The organism is Sulfitobacter sp. M368, assembly GCF_025141875.1.
Taxonomy (GTDB): Bacteria; Pseudomonadota; Alphaproteobacteria; order Rhodobacterales; family Rhodobacteraceae; genus Sulfitobacter; species Sulfitobacter mediterraneus_A.
The window spans coordinates 3,410,077-3,432,681 of record NZ_CP081113.1 but is presented as its reverse complement, the minus strand read 5'-3'; the positions used below and the strand labels follow the sequence as shown (position 1 = coordinate 3,432,681).

The window sequence follows — 22,605 nt, the reverse complement described above, 5'->3', positions numbered from 1 at the left end:
CAAGATGGAACCGGGGGCAAGGGGGCTGCGTTTGTCTACATGAGTTTCAAACGCATCCTTGCCCCCGCTATCGCCTGTGCCCTGTCTATGCCCGCCTTCGCTGACGTTGTGGGCAACGTCGACGTGGACTGGCTTGGCAATGACATCGTTGTCGAGGCGGTGCAGGATCCCAAGGTCAAGGGTGTCACCTGCCATCTGTCCTATTTTGAACGCGGTCTGATCGATCGGTTGCAAAAGGGCAATTGGTTCGAGGACCCTTCGAACTCTTCGATATCCTGTCGCCAGACCGGACCCATTGAAATTGGAGATATCGAGCGTGACAACGAAGGCGAGAATGTCTTTAGCGAGCGCCGTTCGATCATCTTCAAAACGCTTCGGGTCAAACGGATATTTGATGCGAAGAACAACACCCTGATTTACATCAGTCACGCGCGGGATGTGCAAAACGGCTCTGCCAAGATGTCGATGTCTACCGTCCCGTTGTATCAACCGACGCAATAGTAGGATCTCGCGCCAAGATCCGCTGATCTTTGCTTGGGCCGCAGGTACCCGCTATGCGCGTGTCTCAACCTGTTCTATACTGATGGAAAACAAACAGGGCAGCAGGCACATGGATATTTCACGCAGAACAATGATTGCTGGTTTGGGCGCGTTTGGCCTTTCGGCTTGTTCCACTGGCGGGCGCAGTGTCGTCCCGGTACAGACAGGCGGCTTGCCCGCTGATCTGCGACCGCAGTTCAACACCGGATACAATGCATGGGTCGCCGCCTTTCGCGGTCGTGCCGAGGCGCAAGGCATCTCCATCTCGGTCCTGAACAGCGCGTTTCGCGGCGCGGGGTATTTGCCCGGCGTGGTCAAAAGGGACCGCAATCAGACCGAATTTACCCGCACTCTGGAAGACTACCTTGCCATCGCAGCGTCGGATGAACGGGTGTCCAAGGGCCGCGCCGCCTATGCCCGCCATCGCGGCACACTGGCGGCGATCGAAGCACGCTATGGCGTGGCCGCCGAGATCGTCGCGGCGGTCTGGGGCTTGGAAAGCTATTACGGCGAACGGCGCGGCGATGTGCCGGTGATCTCGGCCACATCCACATTGGCCTTTGACGGGCGCCGCGGCGCGTTCTTTGAAAAACAGCTCATTGCCGCTCTCAAGATTTTGCAGAACGGCGATATCAGCCCCGCGCGCATGACTGGATCATGGGCAGGAGCAATGGGGCATACCCAGTTCATCCCGACTTCTTATCAAGCCTTCGCTGTCGATTTCACTGGGGACGGACGGCGCGATATCTGGTCCGAAGATCCGTCTGACGCATTGGCCTCAACGGCGGCGTATCTGTCACGCAACGGATGGACACGGGGGCGCAAATGGGGCGGCGAAGCGGGCACCCTGCCTGCAAGCGCCGGATCGGTGATCCAGCCACAACCGGGCGGGCCAAAATTTGTCGTGACCTCGAATTTCCGAGTGATCAAACGCTACAACAATTCCGACAGCTATGCGATTGGCGTGGGGCATCTGGCAGACCGGATCGCCGGTGGTGGCCCGATCAAAGGCAGCTTTCCACCCGATAAATATGGGCTGACCAAAGCGGACCGGCAGCGCCTGCAGGAACGGCTCACGGCGCGCGGCTTTGACACCGATGGCGCGGATGGGGTGATCGGTCCGAACAGCCGCAAGGCGATTGCGGCCTATCAATCGAGCATTGGCCAAACACCGACGGGCGACCCCTCAATCGCGTTGCTTCGGACGCTTGGCTGAGAGCGGCGAAAACCCGTTAATATTTGAAAAAGTATCCCGCCCGGCGGGCGGAGGATTTGGCGAGTTTAAGCCCGATTAAAGATATGGCGACAAGTTTTGCCAATCTCAGGCAAATATAGTGGGAAGTTTTCCACCTCGATCTTCTGCCTTGTGGAAGTGGTGGATGTTGTCCACTATTTGTTTGGAGAATACTCCCTTTATGGTAGAATATCTGCACCCAAACTCATGGGATGAAGTTTGATGCAGAAGCACACCTCAGGCACTTTCCCGCAAGGCGGTCAGTGTAAGCACGCGCTTTCGGACGCTCCGGACGGCCAAATGGGAAGGCGAGAAGCCAAAGGATACTAACCATGAAGATCCTAGTCGTTGATGACGATATCCTAATCCTTGAAATTCTAGAACTGTTCCTATCCTCGATTGACTACGAGAATGTCCAATTCGCCAAATCCGGCGAAGAGGCATTACAATTGATCGAGGCGTCAAGCACACCTTTTGAGTGCATCTTGCTTGATATCAATATGCCGGTTCAGACCGGGATCGAATTGATCCCGATGATCCGGCGGCACAACGGGTATGAATTTGTGCCGATCATCATGCTTACCGCGCAGCATGACAAAAAGAACATCGCCGAGGCATTTGTGGCGGGTGCATGGGATTATGTCACCAAGCCGTTCGAGTTCTTTGAACTGGAGACACGTCTATACGGTGTCGAAACGCGGATGGTCGAATTGGCACGCCGTTCGCAAGACGTGTCAGAGGATGCAGGCAACGGTGACACAACACTCAAACGGTTCTGTGCCTTGCACCGCCCTGTAACACCTGCACAGATCACTGAAAGTGGCCTGGTTGGGCTGGGCGCCTTTGAAAACTGCTTTGCCCGGATCAGCAACACCCTACACGGTAACGTCAGCCTTATGGCGCTGAGACTGAACAATTTGCCAGAGGTGACGCAATCGCTGCAGGAACCGCAGACACATCAATATCTGGTGAAACTTGCCTCTGTGATCGCCTCGCACGCTCAACCCTGGCAGGGGATCGTCACGTATTTGGGCAAAGGTGCATTCCTGATCCTGTCCTTTGCGCCGGTGCGCAGGCCGGCAATGACCCTCAAAGATGCGATCACGACGGCGATTGGTGAAGTGGACAGCCAGCTTTTGAGTGCGCAGGATTTGCGCACTGATTACAGCAGCTGGCAAATCCATGGCAATGAAGTGCCGGAAGGGGTTGAGCCTTCTTACCTTTTGTACGCAGTGAAAAATCATCTGGATCAGAGCGTCAGACTGCAGTAACAGGCTTTTACAACCATACGTGGCGGAACATCCCCCTTAGGATGTGTTGCGGTGTCGACTTCAAGTTGACACCACCCTCCTGTTTGGTTTTGCTGAAGTAAAGATTAACCAATGAAGAGACTGACCCTGCAATGAGCGGCGGAATTACCCTGTTTTCAAATATCAGAATGGTTGGGGTTCTAAGTATTGCCGCATTGATAGGCATCCTGATTGCAGGGCGGCTCGAAAAGCTGGGCGATAATGCGTATCTGAATGACAACAAGTTGCAGACAACGCTGCAACTGGTCGAGCTGCGCGAGAACATCCGCAAAGAGATCATCGACCGTATCCTCAAGTTGAGCGAACTCGCCACGATTGTCGGTCAAAATCCGTCCATGGAGGGTGATCAGCTGTCTGCCCGCGCAGAGCAATTGATCGAGACAACGCCGGATTTGATTTCTATTGGGATTGCGCCGGATCTTGTCGTTACAAGAGTGATCCCGGCCGAGGGCAACGAACGCGCGATTGGTCTCGATTATCGCAGTAACAAGCAACAATACCCAATGGTGAAACAGGCCATGGAGACCGGCAAGGGATTGATCACCGGGCCGGTCAACCTCGTGCAGGGTGGACGGGGCCTCATTCTGCGCCAACCGGTCTATGTCGGGGATGGGGTAGATAAATCTCCATGGGGTATCATCTCCGTTGTGCTGGACTATGAAAAGTTTCTCACCAACCTGGGCTTGCCGGACATCGGCCAAGACTATGAGATCATGATCCAGGATACGACCAATGGCGGGGCGTCTGATCACGTTCTCTTTGGGGATCAGGACATTCTGGGCCAAGACCCGGTGCTTTTGACGCTGGATTTCCCTTATGGTGTTTGGCAATTGGCGGCCGTCCCCGTTGGCGGTTGGCCCCTGCACAAACCCGATCACAATTCTGATCGTCTTCTTGCCTTTATCGCCATTGGTCTTGCGCTGTTCTTGCTGTGGTACGTCATCCGGCTGGCGGACAACCGTCGTATCGCCGAGGTGCGGCTGTCGAATGCCATTGATGCACTGGATCACGGGTTCATCATGTTCGACCCCAATGACCGATTGGTGCTGAACAACAAGAAATACCTCGACATCTACAACCTGAACCGCGACGCAATCGAGCCGGGCGCATCATACGAAGATTTGGTGTTGCGTGGGCTCAAGCGCGGGATTTTCCCATCGGCTGTTGGCCGCGAAGAAGAATGGCTTGCCGAATGGAACGCAAAGCGCGGGGGTGATTTCGATGCAGAACATTTCCTGTCAGATGGCCGCGTGATCAAAGCCTCGGACCGGACCATGCCTGACGGCAGCATAGTCGGCCTGCGCATTGATGTCTCCGAGCTGAAAGAGGCTCAATTGGGGGCGGAGGCGGCGAACAAGGCCAAATCGGACTTTATGGCCGTTCTCAGCCACGAATTGCGCACGCCGCTGACCGTGATCCTCGGCACAGCCCGCCTGTCCAAACAGGTTGAGCGTCTGCCCAAGGCCAAGGAACTGACCGCGTCGATTGATGCGTTGCCGGACAGTGAAGGCGCGGCGCTCAAGACCCAACTGTCCGGGGTCTACGAGATGATCTCTGGCATGATGGAAAAGCTGGAGCGGTCCGGCGAGCATCTGCTGTTCTTGGTGAACGAAATTCTGGATTTTGCCAAGATCGAGGCCAGCGGCCTGTCCCTTGATATTCAGCCCAATGACATTGGCGAGATCATCCAAACGGCGGCTGGCCAGATGGCCCCGATGGTTGAACAGAAGGGTCTGGAGCTAAACGTCCAACCTGTGTCTGCGACTTTGGATCTTGATGCCAAGCGGATCCAGCAGGTTTTGATGAACCTTCTGGGCAACGCCACAAAATTCACCGAAAAAGGCAGCGTTTCCCTGATCGCAGAGATTGTCAGAGACCAGATCGAAATCAGGGTCAAAGACACCGGCATGGGCATTCCGCCCGATCAGGTCGAGAGGGTGTTTGAGCCCTTTCATCAAGTGGATTCGTCCAACAAGCGGGGCATCGGCGGCACCGGTCTTGGCCTCGCCATCTCGCGCGAGATTGTCGAGGCGCATGGCGGAACGCTCACTGCAACAAGTGTCGAAGGTGAAGGCAGCGTGTTCAAGGTGACATTGCCGCTTCAGAGCGCTGAATGAGCCCTCCGGATTGCCCCGACAATCGCGGGCCGTTCCAGAAGGCTCAAACATCGTGATACTAGGCCGCGGCGTTGGCCTTTGGGGCTGCCGCAGTCTCAGGCGCGGCGGGCGTCTCCGCCGCAGGCTTGGACGTTAGCAGCGTTTCCATATAGGATTTGCTACCCTGAGCGGGTGAATTTGCAACAGGCGCAATGCTGTCGATCAACGCACGTGTGCGTGCCTGTTCAATCCGGTTCTCCGCTGCGCGGCGGTCGGCCGCGATCTTGGCCGCATCATCATCCAGAGCGGAAACAGATGCGCGAGATGGCGCGCCATCGCTGGCTGCAGCCGGACCTCTATCCGCAACCGGTTTGGCTTGCTCTGCCTTTGAGGGCGGGTTGGAATTATCAACTTCTGTCGTCTGCTCTGCCGCTTTCTGCTCAGAGGGTTTTGGCTCTTGCTTGTCCTGACCGTCAGACACTTCCGCCTTCTTGGGCGATTTGTCCTCTGGCTCAGAGTTAGCCGATGATGTGCCTTGCGGCGCACCGATGAGTGGCGAGATTAAGTTCATACTTGTGCCTCCTTAACTTTGAGATGGCTCTCGTGGAGCGCCGGTTAAAGTCGGAAACTGGCAGAACTATGGTAATTTCATGATGGGAAACCAGCGGGGCGCCAAATTTTGAACAGCGGCGGATCAGAAGGCTGCGGAGACCACAGGCGGTTAAGCATCCAAAAAGGCGCTGACCTCAGCACGCAGTCTGTCCCAATCAGTGAATTCGCGAACGCCGTCCACCAGATCGACCTCTCGCCCGTCCAAGAGAACATTCTGCACGATCTGGCTTTCGAAATAGCCGTAGCTGCTGGCGCGAACAGCACCGGCAAGCAGAAGCTCGCGGTTGGGTTCAAACCGTGTGCGCATTTCCATCTCGGTCAGATATTCCTGCGCTTCTTCAAGCCCGTCAGGGAATGCAGCCTTTAGGCTGACAGAAATGATCATGGTTTGCAGGGCTTGCAGATCTTCCCGACTGGCAGATACCAGGACTTCAAAGCCTTGCGGGTGACGTCGCTCATGCACCGGTGCGGCCAGGATGACCTTGTCGATACCTTCAAAAGAAATGGGCGCCAATCTGTCCGATGTGTTGAACAGCCGCACGCCGTGTCCCGCCGCACGTATCTGTGCCTCCACAGCGTCAACAACCTTGCCCGTCTGTCCTTCGACGGTTTCGTAAATAATGAGCAATTCCATTGTGCACCCCATCTCTTCCTCCGCCAGAAGGGCAGAGGTCCATCGCTGCTCAAGTGACCTGCAAGGTTATTTCTACATGTCTCGGGCGGACGGGCTTTGTTCTAGATCAAAGCGGCGGATTTATTCGGGCTGCATGTGTGCCGGTCGGCGGTTCATCTGCTAGGGTGTCTCAATATTTCGATGTTTTGGTCCAACGATGAGCGATGCCCAGAGGTGCGAGATGAAAAATTCACAATATCTTCTTCCGGCCAATGCGGACGACCCTTGGAGCCTGCTTGATCCAGCCAAGGTCAAGAAAGCTATCTCCATTCGCGATTACATGTTGGGAGAGGGCAGGTTCAATGCCGACGCAAACGACACGCTCACCACCTTGGCAGAGCAACTTGTATCTGCGGGGCTGCCATTACACCGATGCGTGACCATTGTCCGCATCTTGCACGCAATAAATTCCGCATCTTATCGGGTTTGGGAGCAAGGGCGAGGAGCTACCGCAAACGTCTTTCCATACATTGGAACGGCGTCAACCGAATATGAGACATCGCCCTCAGCCCTCGCGCATGAAACAGGGCGGTGGGTCCGGTTCAACCCTCAAGACCTACAGGAGACAGACTTCAACCTCGTGCCAGAACTCAAACAAGCCGGGCTAACGGACTACATCTGTGCGCCGACGCTCATGGCCAATGGAATGCAGAATATTTTCTCCTTTGCAACGCAGGCGGAGGCCGGCTTTAGCGACGTGGATGTCGCCCTGTTGCGGGCAACCTTTCCGGCAATCGAAGCCTGTCAGGAAATTCTTGTGATGCACCGGATCTTGAAAGAGGTCACACGGATGTACGTGGGCGAAGAGCCGCATGAGAGGATACTTGCGGGCGATGTGCATCGCGGCGAGGTGACCCGGCTCAGATCTGCAATCCTGTTTGCGGATATGCGTGAATTCACGCTGTTGACCTCTGATCTGTCAGCCGAAAGTGCGACAGCCCTTCTAAATGAATACTATGATTGCGTGGTTCCCGCTGTCGAAAACAATGGCGGCGAGGTTCTCAAATTTATCGGCGATGGTGTATTGGCCATTTTCCGTGCCGGGCAGGATGATGCGAAGGCTTGTGCCAAAGCACTGTGCGCGGCCCGCCAGGGGCGTCTGGCTGTGGCGGACCGGCGCAAGAGCGCGGAGATACAGTTTGACGTAGGTGTTGCACTGCATTTTGGCGAAGTTGCATACGGCAACATCGGCTCCGGTGCCCGGCTCGACTACACTGTGATCGGGCGCGACGTTAATCTGGCCAGCCGCTTGGCCGACATGTGCGGAACACTGGGCAAAGCGATCTTGGTTTCAGAGGAAATTCGCCAACATCTGAGTGACGAAGCCTTTGAAAATTGCGGCTCCTACGAACTGAAAGGGCTTGCTGGCAAGATCCCGGTCTTTTCGGAAGGCTAGGGGCTTGATCCTAGGATCCGGAACAGTCAGTCCGTGGCAAATTCGATCTTCATCTTCTTCGTGTCGAAAGACAGCGCATTCGCTTTTTCGGCCTTTTCATCCGCCCCCAGAAAAATCAGACCGCTGCCATTCAGCAGGGTGGTCCTTCGATGGATTGAGATCGCTTTGCCGTCATCGGTTTGAATGACGCTACCGGTGGAGCTGATGTCCGAAAATTCCAGCTCCCCTTGCCGCATCGAAACAACCGCATGTTTGCGCGAGACCCAAGCGTGGCCCATGACGATGTCATTGTCGATGGCGCGCCCGATGGACAGTTTTTCCCCCTCACCAACCTGCCAACTTCTGTCGGCATAAGCCAAACGGGCAAAGTCTGTGCCGTTAACCTGGGCCTTCTTGGGTTTGACAACTGTGGCCGTCTGCAAAGATAAATCGCTGGCAGAGCAGGAATAGACTCTGGTCGTCGTTTGTTTGCCCTTGAGCTGTAAATCACCAATCAGCGTCAGTTGCTGTTTTGATATTGGCATCAAGCCGTCAAAACATGCATCGCCCAGCAATATCTCCCCCGGCTTGGCTATGGATGCCAAACGGGCCGCTGTATTCACAGGCGTGCCGTAAATATCTCCGTCGTGGGTCAGAATCTCGCCAACGTACATGCCAACATGGACCGCCAAGTCGGCGTGCCAATCTTCATGGATCATCTTCATTGCGGCCTGAAACGCGCTGTCGGACTGATCGAAGTAGCTCAGCACATCGTCACCCTGCGATTTAACGCAATGCCCGCCGTGCTGCTCAATGATTTGGCGCATTCTCGTCAGGACATCCGTAATCTGCTCCAGGGCAAGCGCATCGCCTACAGCTTCATAAAGCTGCGTGCTGCCAGTGACGTCGGATATCAGAACGCAAGCAAATGGCATCGCAATTGGTCACCGGAAATCAATTGATAGGTTCGTTGGGGCAGGGAACGAGGGTAATTTTTTGAGGATACCGCGGCGTGGTTGGAAATAGCAACATTAACGATTTGGGGATCAGGACACCAGAATGGTTGGCTCCCGGACTGCGAAAGCAACGGATATCAGCCGTTGTCTTCGGGCTTGTGGCCGTCAGAACGCTGTTCGCTAATTTCAGTTTTGTCTCAAATTCTGCTATATTGGTCGCTTCTTCTCACGATTTTGAGCGCGAACCACAGCTACGGGTAGTGGGCCTGAGCCAAACGATCCCCTTGATAGGAAACCTGCCATGATTCTCTACCCCATGATTGAACTGCTCGAAGGTCGCTGTGTCAGCCTTTTCCGCGGGCGTACGGAAGAGCCCCAGATTTGGCATATCGACCCAATAGAAAAGGCCAAAAGCTTTGCCGAGGCGGGCGCGGAATGGCTTCACATCACCGACTTTGATGCGATGTCGGGTGATGAGCGGAATTCCGATCTCATCAGGGAGATCATTCGCGTCGTTGGAATCCCTGTTCAATTGGGCGGTGGTTTTCGAAGCGTCGAGCGCATCGCAGAGTGGGTCGACCACGGTGTGGGGCGCGTTGTCGTTGGCACGCTGGCATTGCGGCAGCCCGATCTGGTGAAGGAGGCGGCCAAGCTCTTTCCTGATCAAATTGTGCTCGCAGTGGATGTATTTGAAGGCCATGTGGTCAGCGACGGCTGGAAAGAGAAAAGCGCGTTTACGCCATCGGCATTTCTGGAGGCGTTCCAGAGCGATCCATTTGCCGCGATCATTGTGACCGACATCGGGGCGGAAATAGGAGATGCAGAAGACAGTGTCGCCCTGATCTCCCAACTGGCGAGCGAGGCCAATTCTCCGGTTGTGGCCAGAGGGCTGATCCGTTCCCTTGACGATTTGTCACGGTTGAAATTTGTGCCGCAGGTTTCGGGTGCATTGATCGGGCGGGCATTGTTCGATCGTAGCATCGAGATAGAGGATGCGCTTCAAATCGCACGCCCGGAAATCGGCAGCCGCGCCGAATTTATCTAGCAGACCGACCAAGACCACCAGACTGTCACCCCGATTGTCTGGTGGCCCGCCAGCCCGCTGGCTGTCCTGCCCATGAGTGCTTTGTCGGGGCAACCTCGGGAAGGGGGTACAGTACCTATGCCAAAGCTGGTTTGCCAAAAATTCCTAATTTTGCTAAAGTCAGGCTCCACATTCTCCTAGATTATGGGCCCTTATGGGACAGGTTCCACAGATAATTCATGTCACAAGACGGTGGCTACTGTCTGGTTTGAGTGCTTCATTGGCAATGGTTTCCTCTCATGGCGTTGCCAACGCAGAAGGAGGCGGAGGATCGGACGAGCGCCCGTCTTCATCCCACAATATTGATAAGAACCCACCAAAGAAGAGGTCGAAAAAAATAAGTGTAATCTACACGCAGAAAAACCTCAAAAACGTCAAAGACAGAGATCTCAGGACCGCGATCCGTGGCAACAAGGAGGGTCATAGTATTGTGATCGAAGGTTTCTCAAAAAAGATGTCATCGGTCATATTCGAGATGATGTTGGTTTGGCGAGAAACAACGCTTACACATTTCAATGACCTGACCAAACTTAGGACAAAAAAGAGCAGGAAAAGACGCCTGGAACATTGGCTTGTGCTGGCAGAAGACAGGGTTTCAGTGCTCGAATACATTGCGAGATCGCAAAAATCAATTGATCCTAATAACCCCGAACTCAGAAGAGTGAAGCGAATGTCAGAACTGATCCGTATCTGGTATCGCAATCCCATGGAAGGGGCGCTGAACAAGCCCCAGAAAAAGCCTGCAAAGAAAACACCCCAAAAGAGTACCCCAAAAAAGTCAGACACCAATGCTGTGACAGACTTCTTCACAAAACTCACCGGGAAAGAGGCGCCACAGAACGAGGAGGCTGCGGGCTCACGATGAGTTCAGCTGGCCCAATAATCGTCCCCGAACTGCTGTCCAATCGTTTGCAGTTCCTTTTCTAATATGGGGTCAAGATCCGCCGCATTTTTCTGCTGCGCTTGGTACGACATGCTGATGCCGATTGGATAATCGTTGGCGACGCCCATGATCGCCCCTGCGACGGAAACAATGCCGGGAAATGCTTCCTGGCGTGAATAGGCCAAACGGGTTTGCCTGATCTCATCTAGTTCTGTAATCAATTCGGTGCGCGTCTGAAGGCTTCGCCCCGTCAAACTTGGCAGGGTTTCATCATACAATTCTTTGATGGTGCGATCTGACAAACGACTTAACAACGCTTTGCCCATCGCTGTTGTATGCGCAGGTAGGCGTTGCCCCAGACGTACGGATATCAATATGGGTGTCGATCCCTGATGGTGACGCAGCAGTATGATTTCACGTTTGTCCAATACAGCAAGCCATGTGGAAAGACCCGTTAGAAGTGAGATATGGGCCAAACTTTCCGCGATGGCATCCAGATTGAAATTTAGCGGACGATATTGAACACCCAGTTCCCAGGCTAGCGGCCCTGCCACGTATTGGCGTGACTTGGGCACTTGTTCAATCAGTCCACTGTCACGTAGTGACGCCATCAGACGAGAGGCGCTGCTTCGTGGCAGGTCAAGTGCCGTGCAAATCTCGCTCACCGATATCGGCTTTGGTGATGCCGCAACAAGCTTCAAAGCCTTTGTCATGTTGTTGAGGGTCTTCATATTGTTTTGCTCGACTTCAGGCGTTTACAATCGCATTCAAAAACTCTTTGGTGCGTTGAGATTTTGGTGTGCTGAAAAAATCTGTTGATGGTTCGAATTCGACCACTTTGCCAGCATCGAGCAACATGGCCCAATCAGACACGGTTTTTCCAAATCCGATTTCATGTGTGACGACGATCATCGTAACATTCTTAATGCTCTTGAGTTCGCGGATCACCCCAAGAACCTCTTCTTTCTTTTCCGGGTCAAGGGCGGATGTGGGTTCATCAAACATCAACAGCTCCGGGTTCATGGCCAGTGCCCGCGCAATTGCAACCCTTTGGCGTTGACCGCCGGATAATTCGCAAGGGTAGGCTTGCATTCGGTCGGTGAGCCCAATGAGGTCCAGCAAGTCTTTCGCCTCATCTTCAGCCCTGGATTTGGGCGTTTTCATAACGCGTCGCGGGGCCAGCGTGATGTTATCCAACACGGACATATGGGGAAACAGGTTGAAGTTTTGAAACACCAGACCCGTACCCTGCCGTGCCGACTCCCGTTGATTGGGATCGCTCAAATCAACATGCCGGTCGCCGATCGTGAGCGAGCCAGCTTCAACCTGCTCTAATCCGTTCAGGCATCGCAGGAGGGTGCTTTTGCCACAACCACTTGGCCCACATATCATCAGCGTATCGCCTTTATTGATGCTTAAATCAATATCGCTAAGAATGGTCGTGTCCCCATATTTCTTAGTCAGGCCGCTAATATTAAGAAAAGGTTTCTCGGACATCAGACGCTCTCCCATTTGCGAAGTTTCTCGAGGCGACGCATTGCCACAGTGAAAGACAGGATGAGTGCCACATAAACAACGGCAGCCCCTGTATAGAGTTCGAGAGGACGAAAGAATTGAACAGTCAGTTCCTGTGCGCGGAACATCACTTCGGGCACAGCAATCAGCACGGTGACAGTGACGTTCTTGATTATCGTAATATGCACATTTGTCAGTGCGGGAAGGGTTGAGAAGAAGCCTTGGGGGATGATCACAAACCTCAAAGTGTCCATTTTCGACAACCCGAGTGACCAGGCCGCCTGGCGCTGCGTGCCGGGAATTGCTTGCAAACCACCACGGAAGGCCTCACAGGCCAGCGCACTGCCGTTCAAGGACAAGGCAAGTATGCTGCTTTGTGTCGGGCTCATTGATAGGCCGGTGAGAATTGGAAATACATAATGAATCCAGATCAACAGGACCACAACCGGCAAGGTGCGAAATACATCTACGACGACAGAGCTGGCCATGCTGAAAATACGGACGGGAGAAAGATGTGCCGCCGCCAATATCATGCCGACAATTGTCGCTATTAAAATGCTTGGAAAGGCGATGATGACCGCATACCAAACACCCCCGGCAAGGTAGTCCCCGTATTGGAATAGAATTCCAAATTCAAAATTGTAGTTCATGCCGCCCTCTCCATCATATGATCCTCGGTTTATCTAGGGTCTTGATCCTAGGCCGAAGCCTGTAAAGCTCCGGCCCAGTTAAATTGCAGTCAGCCAATGACGTTTAGTTCGGGCCAGTCGCCAAGCTAGCAGGCATGCCCCAACGTTCGGCAAGTTCAACATACCATCCACGCAATTGCATCGTGTGGATATAGGTATTCAAGAACACCAGAAGCTCCGGATCGTCATATCGCACAGCATGATTCAGGCTATTCCATTCAATGACAGAAGGATCAAACTCGAGCGCCCGAAGTTCTGAGCGTTCTTCGGCGCGTTTCGTGTTGGAGATTGAATCGCCAATATAAGCAGCTGCTTGGCCCTGCATCACTTCAAGTACGGCAGCACCAGTATCTGAATAGGACGCCACCTCTGCCTTGTCGAACACACGTGCCGCCAGCCGATGCGCGCTTGTACCCGAAACGACTGTGATTTTATTTCCCTCTTGGTTCAGGTCTTCGCTTGTTTGAAAGGGGCTGTCAGTGCCGACCAGCGCCAGAGGGGATAGGAAGCCCCAACCATCGGTAAACGCGACGGCTTTTGAGCGTTCAGGCGTTGCGCCCATGCCCGTCATGATAACGTCCCATTTGCCGGCCTGAAGACCAGCAATCAGCCCGCTCCAGGTGGTGTTGATCAGTTCGATCTCGATGCCCGTCAGCTCTGAAAGCATTGCAATATCGTCAACGATCAGGCCTTCAAATTCCCCGCTGGATGGGTTTTTTGCAACAAACCCATTCCAAGGGGCAACACCAACGGTCATCTTGTTTGACGACATGATCCGGTCAAATGTTTCCCCGGCCCAAGCGGTCGTGGAAATTGTACATACCGCAGCAACGACAATACTTTTAATCAGTGAATACACCATGTTTTAGTCCTCCATGTATTGGTTTCTTGTTCTGTTTAGTGACTTGTTGGGGCATCTCCGTCGCGATCCAGCCCCAGGATCGGCGCCATGGCACGATTGTCCACGACGACATCTATGAGGTAGAGTTTCTTGCTTTTCAGGCCGCGGTCGACGGCGGCTGGTATCTCGGCTGGATCTTCAACACGCTCCCCGTCACAATGAAGTGCCTTGGCAAGAACCGCGTGGTCGATATCCGAAAGATCGCACTCTCCGTATTCATCGAACAACTTTTGCTCAAAGTGCTTTTGGAAGCCTAGGGTTGCGTTGTTGATAACAACAACAACGACGGGAATATCGCACCTCGCAGCAGTCTCCATCTCGGCCATGACATAACCGAAAGCCCCGTCCCCTGTCAGGCAGACAACCTTCGCACTCGGGTCAGCTAGCTTAGCGCCGAGGGCCGCTGGCAAAGACCAACCGATACCGCCCGTGCCACGGGGCGACAGGATGCGCCCGCCGACGGATACATTATCGATATGGCTGAACGCCCAGCCGGTAACATAGCTTGCATCCGTCACCAAAATGGTCTGGGGATCCATCCGATTGGATATTTCGCCAAGGACGCATTCAGGACGCATTGGAATCGCCGTTGAGGTAGAAATTTCCTTGAATGAAGCTTTCCACTCGTTGTTCTTCGCAACAAGCGCCTCGCCAATGGCACCGGACCGGCCGGGTTTGTTGGTGACGGGCGATGCTATAAGCTCGGCCAGTGTCTCGCGGGCGTCGCCGATCAATGTCACATCCGTCCGGAAATTCCGTCCCGGTTCCTCGGGATCAATATCAAGATGGATGATACGTGTTTCAGGCCCCGGCTGTTGCCAGTTCATGTAGCAAATCTGGCCTGTTCGCGATCCAACGATCAGGACGACATCAGCCTTGCTCACGGCCTCATTCGAAATATGGCCACGTCCATATATGCCACTGGTTGACGATCCCAACGTACCCGCCGAAAGCGGGTGACTGTCGGGTATTGTGCCGCGTCCGTTCATTGTCGTTGCAACCGGAGCACCAAGGCGCTCGGCTAGGTCGATTACCTCTTGCGAGGCCCCTGACAGGATGCTGCCGCCTCCGGCAATTATGACCGGCCGCTCAGCACTTGCCAACAACCCTGCTGCCATCTCGATTTCAGCTTTGGCCGCTCTGGGCCGTGAGGCTGGGAACGTCGCGAACTCCAGTTCGGCATATGTATCCGCTGTCGTTTCGATATTCATAATATCAGCCGGGCATAATATTGCGACCGGGCCAGGGCGACCGCTGGTGGCGCTGCGAAATGCTCGTCGAATTACTTCGCAACAACGTTCTGGCGTATCAATCCGCAAGACCTTCTTGGTAAAGGGAGTGAGCGCTGCAATATGGTCAATCTCGCTGCTCGCATTGCGTTCACGCTGGTTTGCAGGGATCTCTTGAATCAAGGCGATGACAGGGATCGAGCTTTTCTGTGACTCGAGCAAACCGGTAATCAAGTTGGTGGCACCTGGCCCGAAAGTGGATGTGCAAATGCCCGGACGCTTGGACATTTTGGCATAGCCATGCGCCATGATCGCCCCGTGTTTCTCGTCCCGGATGGTGATCGGTCTGATCTTTGTTCGATCTAGATGGTGATAGAGATAAACCGGATCCTCCATACCAAAGAGAAACTCGACGCCATACAAGGCCAGCGTATCAGCCATCAACTGGGCCACTTTGGCGGTTCTCGTCTGGCTCGATAGTCTTTCGTGCATCTCGAATAAGCTCCATATAGCGGGATTAATTTTCACCTAAAGCGAAGCATCTGGATGTTTTCCTGTCAAAATATTATTGAAATAACGCCAATATTAAGCATCGGCGCCAGACAATTGTCCCACTATATGAGAAGTTGCAGTTCTGACTTTGCCAATTTCTCGGTGCGCGTGCATCGAATCAACATATTCGATGACTGGCTCCCGATGTCCTCAGCCAAGTTGACGGGGCACGGATCAGCATAGATGTTTCTGCTTCGCGCAGCGCCCATCTGAGGTTGACATCACGGGCGTTGACGATGTTGGCAGGATTTGTTTTTCACCAAACTTGCGGCGCGAAGGGGTTAAGCCGATCTATGGTGCCGCCATTTTAGACGAGGTGAAGCGGTCAGGATCATCGACAGCGAAGTGGTAACTGTGCGCTGCAAATGAACCACTCGCCGCCATTGCTATCGGCAAGCTCGCGGGTCATCGACGCGGGGTTTGCCATGCGACTTGTCAATGACCTTAGAAAGCCCTGCGGGAGGCTTGCTTAATTGTGCTGCCGTGACCCAGGAAGAGCCTACCCCAAGGCCAACGACTGAAGCCAGCGCCCTGCGGTCAGCACGGCCTGTGTTGCAGGAGCCTCTTTGCCAGCATCACGCAAGAAGCCGTGCCCTGCACCCGGCGTCACATGGACGTCGAAGGTTCCAAGTCCATGCAGTATATTGCGGTCATCGGCCAAAGGCTCGCGATCCCCGGTGAGGACAAGGCAGGGTGGTAACCCCTGCTCCCAACGCGCGGAAAGATCAGGAGCGCCAAGACGCCCATACATCTTTTTGACTGCTGCGGCATCGAGACCGTTTTCCTGGCTTCCCCATCGCTCAACAGACGCCCCCGGCGCTGCGCCAAGTGCGGGATAACCCAGCACCAGGGCCTCCGCCAGATCGGAGCAAGCCAAAGCAAGCGCACCACCGGCGCTGTCTCCGCCGACATAGACTGGTCCTGTTATCCGGCGACACCAGTTGCGGGCATGTCGGGCCTGCGTGGGCCATTTTGCCTCGGGCGCAAGTGGCCAGAGTGGCAGTATGCAGGTCATTCCGGCGGTCTCAGCGATCCATGCGGCCGGGGCCAGCGCCCGCAAAGGGTGACCGGCGACAAATCCACCGCCATGCCACCAAAGCAGCGTTGCTGCATTCATGGACGAATGCGAAGGATCAACGATCAATGCACCCTTCACCCGCCGCACGGTAACGCCAGGCGGCAAACAACCGCGCTTCCGCCCTTCGATCCGGTGAGCGCGTCGTAATGTTTCGGAAGATGCCGTTGCCCAATTCGTCATTCGGGACTACTAACCCGACATTGGTCTAGGATGCCAGTAATGACAGGCACTGTAGGTTTGCTTTTTGCTTTATGATGTCCGTAGATCGCAACAGATATCCCCAGTTCGTTCTAAAACACCCCCCCCGCAAACCTAAGCGAGTGGGCGTGGTCGTGCTGCGCGGGTTCCCTGCCATGGCATTCGCTGCGTTGATCGAGCCAATTCGCGCGGTAAATGGAATGACGGGACAACCCTTCTACGACCTGAAGGTGATCGGATGTGACCCCATTGTTCCATCCTCGGGGGTGCTGTCTGCGCGGCCCGATCTCATCGCGCCGGCGTTGCCAGATATGGATCGTATCATTTTGTTATCTGGAGGCGATGCAGCAACGGTCGATCTTGCCCCGCTTTTGCCTTGGCTTCGAAAAATGGACAGAATGGGGGCTGAGATAGGGGCCGCCGCAGATGGTGCCTTTGCGCTCGCTCGGGCAGGATTGTTGAACAGTCGGCGCTGCGCCGTGCATTGGACCGCGCGCGCCGCCTTTGCGACGCGGTTTCCGGAAATTCCTCTTGAACCCAGCCTCTGGGTGATCGAAAGGCGGCGGCTGACATGTGCGGGCGGTACGGCGGCGCTGGATATGTCGCTCGAACTCATCGCGCTTGACGCAGGCGCTGCTTTGGCGGACGCGGTGGCGGACTGGTTCAGTCATACCCGGCGCAAGGGCGCGGGTGCGCTTGGACCGCCGCCGCCAGCAGCGACCTTGCCGGAAGGGCCCATTCGGGCCGCCGTCACGGCATTGGAACAACAGATCGAGACCGGGTTCGATGTCCACGCACTGGAAACGGAGTCAGGTCTTGGCCGCGACGCTCTCGAACGTCGATTTAATGCAATCCTCGGTGAAGGACCGGCGGCCTACCTGCGCCGGATGCGCCTGAATCGTGCGGCAGAACTGCTCCAATCTACGGACCTATCCATCGCGCAGATCGCCCTTGCCTGCGGATATGCAGATGCGGCGGCCTTTTCGCGCGCTTTCAGAACCAAAACCGGTAGTGCGCCAAGGAATTTGCGGCGGCCAGCACATTAGCGGCGGCTGAGGGCAAAGCGCCAGCTTCGATTCGGGCGTCCCTTGAGAAAAGGGGGACGCCATGGAAACGATCAACTTCGCAGCTCAGAACTGGCAGGTGATCCTGGAACGCGCGGGCGAGCATATCGTCATCGTTGCCGCGGCCGTGGGCATTGCCATCCTAACCGCCGTGCCGTTGGGCATCGCGATCACGCAGAACCGGCGCGCGGCGGATGCGGTTCTTTATGCAGCGTCAATCCTTATTACTATCCCCTCTGTCGCGTTGTTCGGGATCATGATCCCTTTGCTGGCCCCCATCGGCCACGGCATCGGCGCGGTGCCCGCCGTGGTGGCCATTGTGCTCTACAGCCAGCTTCCCATCGTGCGAAACACATATACAGCTATCGCCGATGTCGATCCTGCCCTCCGCGAGGCCGCAATGGGTATGGGAATGCGCCCCTTTCAAAGGTTGGGACAGGTGGAGATCCCGTTGGCCCTTCCCGTTATCATGGCGGGTGTGCGTACGGCGGTCGTGATGTCCATCGGCGTCACTGCCATCGCCGCCTATATCGGCGCGGGTGGCCTGGGTACTTTCATTAGTCGGGGCATCGCGCAATCCGACCCGCGCCAGCTGATTACCGGTGCCGTCGCTGTCTCGCTGCTGGCCATCGCGGCGGATCTTGGCCTTGGCGCTTTACAGCGCGCTCTGACGTCGAAAGGCATCCGATGATCCGTCTGGAAAATGTGACCAAGGTGTTTGACACCGTGACCGCCGTGGACCGCGTGAACCTTGAGGTGCCAAAAGGGGAGATCTGCGTCCTGCTTGGCCCATCGGGCTGCGGCAAGACAACGACGATGCGGATGATAAACCGGTTGATCGAACCTACCTCGGGCCGCATCCTGATCGATGGAGAGGATGTGACGCAGGGCGATCCGGTCAAGCTGCGGCGGCGCATAGGTTACGTCATCCAACAGATCGGCCTGTTCCCCAACAAGACCGTGGTGGACAACATCTGCACCGTGCCGGATCTACTGGGGAAGCCGCGCAAGGAGAGCCGCGCCCGGGCGGCGGAGCTTCTGGAGATGGTGGCGCTGGACCCGGCGGTCTTCCTCAACCGCTACCCGCGCGAGCTGTCAGGTGGACAGGCGCAGCGCATCGGAGTGGTACGCGCGTTGGCCGCGGATCCGCCCGTTATGTTGATGGATGAACCTTTCGGTGCCATCGACCCGATTAACCGCGAGGTCATCCAGGATGAGTTTCTGCGCCTGCAACGCCGCCTTGGTACGACGGTGGTTCTGGTCAGCCATGATCTAGACGAAGCGATCAAGCTCGCGGACCGGGTCGCGATTCTGCGTGACGGCCGCCTGATGCGCTACGCCCCACCAGCGGAGCTTTTGTCCGATCCGGGTGATGCCTTTGTCGAGGACTTCTTGGGCCGTGACCGTGCGTTGAAACGCCTGCGGTTGGTGTGCGCGGGCGACGCGATGGACCGCAATCCACCGCGCTTGCTGCTGTCGGACACGCAGGCCCGCGCGCGTGAAATTTTCGAAGCGACGGCGGCACCAGCCCTCGTCGCGGTCGGCCCGCGCGGACGGCCGAGAGGGCTGATCACCCGCGCCGCTGCCGATGGTGCGGGCACGGTGGCCGAACACGCCACACCCGTCGCCGCCACCTGCCGGGTAGAGGATGATCTGCGCCTTGCTGTTGCTGCAATGCTGGCCGACAACATGCCAATCATCCCCTGTGTGGATGCCGAGGGCATTCTACGTGGCACGTTGAATTTCGCCGACGTGACTGCCGCCCTTTCAGAAAAGGATACGGCACCGTGAGGCTGCTTCTATCCTCTTTCAAACCGCTGCGCGGACCGGCGATCCTGCTGGGCGTCTTTCTGGCGGGCGCGTGGTTCTGGGCATCGGGGCTCGGCCCCTCGCTGATGTCTTACCGTCCCGATATCGCTTATCTCGGCGTGCAGCATGTGATTTTGGTGCTGTGGTCCGGGGGCTTGGCGATCCTCGTCGGTTTGCCTGCAGGCGCAATCCTGTCACGCCCCCGGTTTCGCCGTGCGTCGGAGACCGTGTTGCAGGTTTTCAACCTAGGCACCACGATCCCCACGCTGGCAGTGCTTGCGCTGTCGATGTCGTTGCTGGGCATCGGCACGCCACCTGCCGTCTTTGGCCTCTTCGTGGCCACCCTGCTGCCCATTGTGCGCAACACGCACGCTGGGCTCTCCGCCGTTGACCACAGTTTGATCGACGCCGCGCAAGGCATGGGAATGACACCCTCGCAAACGTTTTTCCGCGTTGAATTGCCCAACGCGCTTTTCGTGATTTTCGCCGGGTTGCGCACGGCGCTGGCGATCTGCGTCGGTACCGCCCCGCTCGCCTTCCTGATCGGTGCGGGCGGCTTGGGCGAACTTATTTTCACCGGCATCGCTCTTTACGATCAAGGGATGATGCTGGCTGGAGCAATCGCGGTGGCAGCACTCGCGATCTTCACCGACTTCCTCGTGGGGCGCCTGCAATGGGCGCTGGTGCCGCGAGGGGTCAATCCACTCCGATGACCAACAAAAGGATTTGAACATGATACGCAATAAACTGATGGCCCTTGCCGTCGCCATGGGCATGGCGGCCCCCGTTGCCGCACAAGAAATTACCGTTGGCGGCAAGGGTTTCACTGAACAGCTCATACTGGCCGAAATGACCACCCGCCTTCTGGAAGCCAACGGTTTCGAGGTTGAAAAGGCCGATGGCATGGGCACCACCGTGGTGCGGCAGGCGCTGGAATCGGGCGCTGTCGATCTTTACTGGGAATATACCGGCACTTCGCTGGTGACCTTCAACAAGGTCGAGGAACGCCTGTCGCCCGAAGAAACCTACCAGCGAGTGAAGGAGCTGGATGGAGAAAAAGGGCTGGTTTGGTTGGCGCCGTCAAACGCCAACAACACATACGCCTTGGCGATCCGTAAGGATGACCCCGTGACCGAAGGGATGGCGACTCTCTCCGACCTCGCCGCCGCATATAGCGAGGGCCGCGCAGTGCTGATGGCCACAACAGCAGAATTCCCGCGCCGCGACGATGGCCTTCTGGGCTTGCAGGAGACCTATGCTTTCGAAGCGGGGCGCGCGAACATCCGTCCCATGGATGGCGGTCTGGTCTTCGATGCGCTATCGAGCGGTAACGTTAACGTCGCCGTTGTGGGCGCAACTGATGGCCGGATTGCAGCGATGGACCTGCAACTGCTTGGGGACGATAAAAGTTTCTTTCCCAACTACGCGCTGGTCCCCGTCGTGCGGGCCGAAGTGCTAGAGGCCAATCCGCAGATCGGCACCCTGCTGGAAGATCTTTCCGGTCGGCTGAACGATGCGACTATGCAGCGACTGAACGGAATGGTGGACGTGAACGGTCAATCCGTGGAACAAGTGGCTGAAACCTACCTGAGTGAAGAAGGCCTGCTATGACGGACGGCGCATCCGCCCCCCGCGCGGGGGCGCCTGTCATCGACAGTATCCGGGTGACGCCTCTGCGTCACCCACTGCGCACCCCCTACCGGTGGTCGCAGGGGACAGAAACGCATTTCCACACTCTGCTGATTGAAGTGCGGTCGGGCGATCTGACGGGCATCGGTGAATGCACCGCTGCTCCCGATCCGCAGGCCACCGGGATGATTGTCCGGCGCGTCGCCGAGGGGCTGACCGGGCAAGACCCTTGGCACCATGCCGGACTTCTTGCTGCGGCGTGGAAGAAGCACTGGACGGTCTGGGGATGCGTCGTGCCACGGCAGTTCGCACAGGTCGCCAGCGGGCTGGAGATGGCCTGTCTCGATCTTTGCGGCAAGCTGGCGGGCCGGCCGGTCTGGGACTTGCTGGGGGGCGCGGTCCGCGACAGCGTGGGCTACTTCCATTTTCTTCAGGGGGAAACACCGGAAGAACTGGCCGAAGATGCACGCGACGCAGTGGCCAGGTCCATGCCTGTCCTTTACCTGAAAGTCGGGATGGGCGAGGCACGCGACATTGCGTCGGTCCAAGCCGTTCGCGCCGCGGTTCCCAACACGCGGCTGCGGCTAGATGCCAATGAAGGTTGGCCAGTGGAAGTGGCATTGCGCATGCTGCGCAGGATTGCAGAATACGATATCGAGTATGTCGAACAGCCCACGCCTGCCACCTCGACCGAAGCGCTGGCGCGGCTGACTGCGCGTTCGCCCATCCCGATCGGGGCGGATCAGGCGGTGTTCTCGATTTCAGACGCGCACCGGGTTGTGGCAAACGGCGGGGCAGACATGCTTGCAGTTGGCCCACGCGAAGCGGGGGGGCTACGTGCAACGCGGCATGTAGCGGCGCTGGCCGAAGGCGGTGGCATGACACTGTGTATCCATTCCTCGATGACGACCGGCATAACCACCGCCGCCGAACATCACGTCGCGCGGACGATCCCAAACCTTGACGATGCGAACCAGATCATGTGGCAACTGCTGGAACGCGATATCGTGGCCGCGCCCGACCTGACCCCGGTTGCAGGGCACCTTGCTCTGCCAGCGGTTCCGGGGCTGGGCATCACGCTTGACCCACGCGCTGTCGACGCCGCCCGTGCCTGATACAACAGCGGCGACCTCCGGATCGGAACTGACCAGATCTCGCGGCGAATTGCACCGTAAGAA

Annotated in this window: 22 protein-coding genes; 13 read left to right on the top strand and 9 right to left on the bottom strand. The window is 56.4% G+C overall.

What is annotated here, in order from left to right; translation table 11 throughout:
- Positions 1–39 precede the first annotated feature (39 nt).
- From K3754_RS16935 to K3754_RS16920, 4 genes are all read left to right on the top strand, one after another.
- Positions 40–501 (top strand): CreA family protein, encoded by a 462-nt coding sequence (locus K3754_RS16935; RefSeq protein ID WP_259938789.1) that lies wholly within the window; start codon positions 40–42, stop codon positions 499–501.
- A gap of 109 nt (positions 502–610) precedes the next feature.
- On the top strand, positions 611–1,756 hold the full coding sequence (locus tag K3754_RS16930; RefSeq protein WP_259938787.1) for a lytic murein transglycosylase: 1,146 nt from the start codon (positions 611–613) through the stop codon (positions 1,754–1,756).
- 350 nt (positions 1,757–2,106) lie between these two features.
- Positions 2,107–3,045 (top strand): PleD family two-component system response regulator, encoded by a 939-nt coding sequence (locus K3754_RS16925; RefSeq protein ID WP_203209965.1) that lies wholly within the window; start codon positions 2,107–2,109, stop codon positions 3,043–3,045.
- A 167-nt stretch (positions 3,046–3,212) separates the two neighbouring features.
- Positions 3,213–5,201 carry an ATP-binding protein gene (locus K3754_RS16920; protein ID WP_259938786.1) on the top strand — a complete coding sequence of 663 codons (1,989 nt, stop codon included), beginning with the start codon at positions 3,213–3,215 and terminating at the stop codon, positions 5,199–5,201.
- A gap of 58 nt (positions 5,202–5,259) precedes the next feature.
- On the opposite strand, the gene K3754_RS16915 is transcribed toward K3754_RS16920, so the two are convergent.
- Both K3754_RS16915 and K3754_RS16910 read right to left on the bottom strand, forming a co-directional pair.
- Positions 5,260–5,751: a hypothetical protein gene (locus tag K3754_RS16915; RefSeq protein ID WP_259938785.1), complete on the bottom strand. Its 492-nt coding sequence runs from the start codon at positions 5,749–5,751 to the stop codon at positions 5,260–5,262.
- Positions 5,752–5,901: 150 nt separating this feature from the next.
- Positions 5,902–6,426, bottom strand: a complete 525-nt coding sequence (locus K3754_RS16910) for a flavodoxin domain-containing protein (RefSeq protein ID WP_259938784.1) — start codon at positions 6,424–6,426, stop codon at positions 5,902–5,904.
- Between the two features lie 220 nt (positions 6,427–6,646).
- Here K3754_RS16910 and K3754_RS16905 point away from each other — a divergent pair, with 220 nt between their 5' ends.
- Positions 6,647–7,861 (top strand): adenylate/guanylate cyclase domain-containing protein, encoded by a 1,215-nt coding sequence (locus K3754_RS16905; protein ID WP_259938783.1) that lies wholly within the window; start codon positions 6,647–6,649, stop codon positions 7,859–7,861.
- Between the two features lie 26 nt (positions 7,862–7,887).
- On the opposite strand, the gene K3754_RS16900 is transcribed toward K3754_RS16905, so the two are convergent.
- Positions 7,888–8,775, bottom strand: coding sequence for an adenylate/guanylate cyclase domain-containing protein (locus K3754_RS16900; protein ID WP_259938782.1), 888 nt, complete (start codon positions 8,773–8,775; stop codon positions 7,888–7,890).
- A gap of 322 nt (positions 8,776–9,097) precedes the next feature.
- On the opposite strand from K3754_RS16900, the gene K3754_RS16895 reads away from it, so the two are divergent.
- Entirely contained in the window at positions 9,098–9,841 is a 744-nt protein-coding gene (locus tag K3754_RS16895; protein ID WP_203209971.1) for a HisA/HisF-related TIM barrel protein, read from the top strand.
- Between the two features lie 247 nt (positions 9,842–10,088).
- Positions 10,089–10,745 carry a hypothetical protein gene (locus tag K3754_RS16890; RefSeq protein ID WP_259938781.1) on the top strand — a complete coding sequence of 219 codons (657 nt, stop codon included), beginning with the start codon at positions 10,089–10,091 and terminating at the stop codon, positions 10,743–10,745.
- A 2-nt stretch (positions 10,746–10,747) separates the two neighbouring features.
- On the opposite strand, the gene K3754_RS16885 is transcribed toward K3754_RS16890, so the two are convergent.
- From K3754_RS16885 to K3754_RS16860, 6 genes are all read right to left on the bottom strand, one after another.
- Positions 10,748–11,494, bottom strand: a complete 747-nt coding sequence (locus K3754_RS16885) for an IclR family transcriptional regulator (protein ID WP_259938780.1) — start codon at positions 11,492–11,494, stop codon at positions 10,748–10,750.
- 16 nt (positions 11,495–11,510) lie between these two features.
- Positions 11,511–12,260: an amino acid ABC transporter ATP-binding protein gene (locus tag K3754_RS16880; RefSeq protein WP_203209974.1), complete on the bottom strand. Its 750-nt coding sequence runs from the start codon at positions 12,258–12,260 to the stop codon at positions 11,511–11,513.
- Positions 12,260–12,928 (bottom strand): amino acid ABC transporter permease, encoded by a 669-nt coding sequence (locus tag K3754_RS16875; RefSeq protein WP_259938778.1) that lies wholly within the window; start codon positions 12,926–12,928, stop codon positions 12,260–12,262. Before K3754_RS16875 ends, K3754_RS16880 begins: the two co-directional genes overlap by 1 nt.
- Before the next feature lie 103 nt (positions 12,929–13,031).
- A complete protein-coding gene (locus K3754_RS16870) occupies positions 13,032–13,829 on the bottom strand; it encodes a transporter substrate-binding domain-containing protein (RefSeq protein WP_203209976.1) in 798 nt (265 codons plus the stop codon).
- 35 nt (positions 13,830–13,864) lie between these two features.
- Positions 13,865–15,589 carry a thiamine pyrophosphate-binding protein gene (locus K3754_RS16865; protein WP_259943388.1) on the bottom strand — a complete coding sequence of 575 codons (1,725 nt, stop codon included), beginning with the start codon at positions 15,587–15,589 and terminating at the stop codon, positions 13,865–13,867.
- A 559-nt stretch (positions 15,590–16,148) separates the two neighbouring features.
- Complete coding sequence (locus tag K3754_RS16860; protein ID WP_259938776.1) at positions 16,149–16,766, bottom strand: alpha/beta hydrolase; 618 nt, start codon at positions 16,764–16,766, stop codon at positions 16,149–16,151.
- A gap of 359 nt (positions 16,767–17,125) precedes the next feature.
- Here K3754_RS16860 and K3754_RS16855 point away from each other — a divergent pair, with 359 nt between their 5' ends.
- The 6 genes from K3754_RS16855 (at position 17,126) to K3754_RS16830 (ending at position 22,542) form a co-directional block, all read left to right on the top strand.
- The gene (locus K3754_RS16855) at positions 17,126–17,971 is read left to right on the top strand and encodes a GlxA family transcriptional regulator (RefSeq protein WP_259938775.1); all 846 of its coding nucleotides are present in this window, start codon (positions 17,126–17,128) and stop codon (positions 17,969–17,971) included.
- A 61-nt stretch (positions 17,972–18,032) separates the two neighbouring features.
- The gene (locus K3754_RS16850) at positions 18,033–18,680 is read left to right on the top strand and encodes an ABC transporter permease (RefSeq protein ID WP_259938774.1); all 648 of its coding nucleotides are present in this window, start codon (positions 18,033–18,035) and stop codon (positions 18,678–18,680) included.
- A complete protein-coding gene (locus K3754_RS16845) occupies positions 18,677–19,780 on the top strand; it encodes an ABC transporter ATP-binding protein (protein ID WP_259938772.1) in 1,104 nt (367 codons plus the stop codon). Before K3754_RS16850 ends, K3754_RS16845 begins: the two co-directional genes overlap by 4 nt.
- Entirely contained in the window at positions 19,777–20,511 is a 735-nt protein-coding gene (locus K3754_RS16840) for an ABC transporter permease (protein ID WP_231024302.1), read from the top strand. Before K3754_RS16845 ends, K3754_RS16840 begins: the two co-directional genes overlap by 4 nt.
- 19 nt (positions 20,512–20,530) lie before the next feature.
- Positions 20,531–21,409 (top strand): glycine betaine ABC transporter substrate-binding protein, encoded by an 879-nt coding sequence (locus K3754_RS16835; RefSeq protein ID WP_259938769.1) that lies wholly within the window; start codon positions 20,531–20,533, stop codon positions 21,407–21,409.
- Complete coding sequence (locus tag K3754_RS16830; protein WP_203209984.1) at positions 21,406–22,542, top strand: mandelate racemase/muconate lactonizing enzyme family protein; 1,137 nt, start codon at positions 21,406–21,408, stop codon at positions 22,540–22,542. The genes K3754_RS16835 and K3754_RS16830 overlap by 4 nt, the downstream gene beginning before the upstream one ends.
- Positions 22,543–22,605 lie beyond the last annotated feature (63 nt).